General features: G+C 61.3%; 5 protein-coding genes. 4 read left to right on the top strand and 1 reads right to left on the bottom strand.

Annotated elements, in window-relative coordinates; all coding sequences use genetic code 11:
* The 4 genes from HMPREF0298_RS03645 to HMPREF0298_RS12670 form a co-directional block, all read left to right on the top strand.
* Positions 1 to 1,044 (top strand): replication initiation protein (locus HMPREF0298_RS03645; protein WP_006839750.1); only part of this gene is annotated, 1,044 nt, incomplete at its 5' end.
* Between the two features lie 172 nt (positions 1,045 to 1,216).
* The gene (locus tag HMPREF0298_RS03650) at positions 1,217 to 1,456 is read left to right on the top strand and encodes a ribbon-helix-helix domain-containing protein (RefSeq protein WP_006839751.1); all 240 of its coding nucleotides are present in this window, start codon (positions 1,217 to 1,219) and stop codon (positions 1,454 to 1,456) included.
* Complete coding sequence (locus tag HMPREF0298_RS12665) at positions 1,453 to 1,695, top strand: hypothetical protein (protein ID WP_006839752.1); 243 nt, start codon at positions 1,453 to 1,455, stop codon at positions 1,693 to 1,695. The genes HMPREF0298_RS03650 and HMPREF0298_RS12665 overlap by 4 nt, the downstream gene beginning before the upstream one ends.
* A gap of 177 nt (positions 1,696 to 1,872) precedes the next feature.
* Positions 1,873 to 2,607 (top strand): type IIL restriction-modification enzyme MmeI, encoded by a 735-nt coding sequence (locus HMPREF0298_RS12670; protein ID WP_006839753.1) that lies wholly within the window; start codon positions 1,873 to 1,875, stop codon positions 2,605 to 2,607.
* Positions 2,608 to 2,757: 150 nt separating this feature from the next.
* Here the strand turns inward: HMPREF0298_RS12670 and HMPREF0298_RS03665 are convergent, their stop codons facing one another.
* A complete protein-coding gene (locus HMPREF0298_RS03665; protein ID WP_040422633.1) occupies positions 2,758 to 3,168 on the bottom strand; it encodes a four-helix bundle copper-binding protein in 411 nt (136 codons plus the stop codon).
* Positions 3,169 to 3,516: the final 348 nt, after the last annotated feature.

Below are 3,516 nucleotides of genomic sequence, written 5' to 3' on the forward strand. Positions count from 1 at the left end.
AGGTCGGGCCCGAGCGGTACGGCGCAGTGTTTGTGGCTGATTGACCCGGTCTATGCCGATGAGTCCGGTAAGTCCCCCAATATGGCGCTTCTGGCGGCGACGAGCCGGACCCTGGGCGGGTTTTTGGACCACGATCCGAACTTCGCCCACCGGTTCAGCCGCAGCCCCTTCTACACGGGCGAGAGCCCGGATCGCTATATCTGGTATCGGCAGCATCACCGCATTGACCGGCTGTCCGACTTCATCAGGGAGGTGCGCGAGGTGACCGACGAGCCCCAGCATGTATCGCCCCGCCAGGAGTTCTCCAGTGGGCGCGAACTCATCGAGAAGGTCAAGGCACGCCGCGAGCAGGCCCAGGCTTTCCGCGCGATCGCCGACGAGATCGAAGTCGAGATGGGCGAGGAGACGGATCGCTGCAACCCGGATCTCGTTGATGGTGTCCTGGTGCGCTGGATCAACCCGGGACGCGCCGCCCGCGACGAGACAGCCTTTCGCCACGCGCTGAAGACCGCCCACCGCCTGCGTGCGGCGGGGGAGCGGATGACCGACGCGGCGATCATCGACGCCTACGAGCGCGCCTACAACATCGCCCAACGCGAAGGTGGCGACGGCAGGGCAGCGGAGATGCCGCCGATGCGGGACCGTCAGACCATGGCGAGGCGGGTGCGCGGCTACGTCACCCAGGGCAAGACCGACTCCTACGGCACACCCACCGCGAAGTACGCCACCACAAGCCAACGCAAGGCCCTAGCCACCATGGGCCGCAGAGGCGGCCAAAAAGCCGCAGAGCGATGGTCGGATCGGGAAAGTGACTATGCGAAGGGCGCACTAGCCGAACTTAAAACCGCCAATATGAAGCGAAGCTTTAGTACAGACGAAAACAAAGGCCGTGTTCTCGCTTACGTGTCTTCACGCAAGAGGGAAGGTTATGACCCCGCGAGGGTAGAGGTAGCAAACGAATTGGGCCTTTCAGTGAGGAGAGTCAATGAGCTACGGAAAGAACTAGGCATCTCTCGAAAGCGAGGGCGGCCCGCTAAGAAGTAATTTAAATAGCGGAGCCGTAAGCAATATACGGTTCCCCTGCCCCCTGGGCAGTGTGATGCTGTTTTCTTTTTCGGTGAGACAGTAACGGGTTATAGGGGTATTGCCGGAAACTTCTTCTAAGCGATTGAGTGAGAGGCTCGACATGCCCCCAATTCCGTAATACGATAATTGCATGCCTGTTAATGTCACCGAGAAGCAGCTGAACGCCTGGGTTGCCGAGGCGGAGGATGGTTATAACGTCGATGCGCTGAAGAAGCGCGGGCGTCCGGGTCGTGGCCCCGAAGCTTCCCAGGTGGTTACGGTTCGTCTCACCCCGGAGGAGTTGGAGTCACTCGACAGGATCGCAGCCGAAAAGCATCTGTCGCGTTCAGAGATGATGCGCCAGGCGATCACCGCTCTCACCGTGGCATGAGGGTGGCGGCCTCCGCCACCAAGCACGGCATCAGTGAGGAAGACGGCATCCATGCCGCTTTATTTCCAACATGGGTCGCACCCCTTGACGATGATCCCGCGCAATGGCGTGAACTACGTCTCGGGTTTGACACCCACGCCCGACTTTTGGAGACTGTCGTGGTTGTCGCCTCCGACGGGGACGAATTGCTGATTCACGCAATGAAAGCGCGGTCGAAATACGTCGATCTCCTTAGGTAACCGCTCGGTGAGTCGACGGTTGCCTAAGGGGCGCCCTTAGAGGGCAGTCGTCACCCGGCAGAACAAGCCGCTTCTCGTCGAACCGCGACTGCTGGCGGATTTCGGCTCCGGGTGTGGCGTTGCTGGATATGGTGGGACGGTGACTACTCCTGCCCCCAGCGTCTCGACCGCTCCGAAATGCGGCACAACCTCGACAAGTTCAAGCTGCACTGGCGTGAGCGCCTCGACAGCTGGACTGAAGCTAACCAGGGGGCGATCGAGAAGAAGTACGCCCAGTCTTTCTGGTCGGACTTCCTCGCCTGCTTCGGCATCTCCGCCGCACGCATGGACCTGTTCGAGCAAGACGCCAAGCGCGCCTCGACGGGTAATACCGGCTACATCGACCTGTTCTGGCCCTCCGTGGTGATTGGCGAGGCGAAGAAACCGGGTGTCGACCTCCAGCTCGCGGTCGACCAGGCCCGCGACTACCTGCAGGGCGGGTCCGTCTCCGCCACCGAACAACCCCGCTACATCCTCGCCTCCGACTTCGAGACCTTCCGTCTCCTGCGCCTGGGTGACCCCGAGCAGCGCTTCGACGTGACCTTCCCCCTCGGTGAGGTCACCGATCATGTGGACGAGCTGAAATTCCTCGCCGGCTACGACGAGTCCATGACCCGCGAGGAAGAGCAGGCCGCCTCGATCAAGGCGTCAAAGATCATGGCGAACCTGTTCACCGCAATGGCGGGTGCCGAGGTGGACGAGGACGTGGCCGATGCCGCACCCACCAACCCGGAGGACGAGGACGAGGAAGTCCAGCGCACCTCGGTGTTTCTGACCCGCCTGCTGTTTCTCCTTTTCGGTGACGATGCCGGCCTGTGGGAGCAGGACCGTTATTTATCATGTCCTCTGCGCTTTCCCTCGGATTGTCGATGATCTGAGCTACTGCCCTGCACTTCATGGCCAAAACCGCAGGAGCGGAAGACTAGTGCTGGAGCAACGTCTCGTTCACAATGGTCCGGGAGGTCGAAAACCCCTGCATAGGAAAGATATGGCGGAAACAGTGAGCGTGGTCGTGGGTCGGGGTTAGTCCAAGGTGGCGAGCAGCTCAGTACAGGCCTGCTCGCACCGGCGGCAGGCCTCGGCGCAGACCGTGCAGTGCTCGTGCATCTCAGCGTGGCGGGCGCATTCTTCTCCACAGGCCTGGCAGGCAGTACGACAAGCCTCCAGGACGGAGCGGATAAGGGTGACGTTCCAGTCGGTGGGCCGGGAGAGCATCCGGCCGGTGGCCGTACAGATGTCAGCACAGTCGAGGTTGAGGCGTATGCAGGTGGTCAGCTCCGCGACCATGTCCTCACCCAGGCAGGCATCCGCGCAGGCGGTGCAGGTCTGGGCGCACTCGAAGCAGGCGGTGATGCATTCGGCCAGTTTGTCCTTGTCGATCTGGCCTAGGTCCTTCGGGTGGGTCTCCAGCATGGCGTGTACGTGATGGGTCATGTCGTGCTCCATATCTCAATTCGGTCCGGAAAGGCGGGCCGGTCGAGCCGACCGGCCCACACCCTCGACCCTAGAGGCCCGACTGGCCGGAATCCAGGGCTGGACCATGAAGATTTCATGAAGAACCCCAACCTCCACCTAGCGGCGGTGCTGTTGCAAAGTTGGGGAAGTGACGACCGGAGAAGATGCCCATGGCTGTGATTATTTCACGCTGGTCTTTCTACTGCCCCAACTTTGCAACAGCACCCTTTTTGCCTTGGAGGGCACCATAAAGTGCGAAAAGCGCCGGCAGAGACGACGGTTTCGGTCACGAAACCGTCGTCTCTGGAAGCGTGGTCGGGAACCGGC

This window comes from Corynebacterium lipophiloflavum DSM 44291, from assembly GCF_000159635.1.
Taxonomy (GTDB): domain Bacteria; phylum Actinomycetota; class Actinomycetes; order Mycobacteriales; family Mycobacteriaceae; genus Corynebacterium; species Corynebacterium lipophiloflavum.

What these genes read in the sequence shown, in the direction of transcription:
- HMPREF0298_RS03650 (WP_006839751.1), top strand. Translation starts at nt 1,217, where the DNA reads ATGCCTGTTAATGTCACCGAGAAGCAGCTGAACGCCTGGGTTGCCGAG.
- HMPREF0298_RS12665 (WP_006839752.1), top strand. Translation starts at nt 1,453, where the DNA reads ATGAGGGTGGCGGCCTCCGCCACCAAGCACGGCATCAGTGAGGAAGAC.
- HMPREF0298_RS12670 (WP_006839753.1), top strand. Translation starts at nt 1,873, where the DNA reads ATGCGGCACAACCTCGACAAGTTCAAGCTGCACTGGCGTGAGCGCCTC.
- HMPREF0298_RS03665 (WP_040422633.1), bottom strand. Translation starts at nt 3,168, where the DNA reads ATGACCCATCACGTACACGCCATGCTGGAGACCCACCCGAAGGACCTA.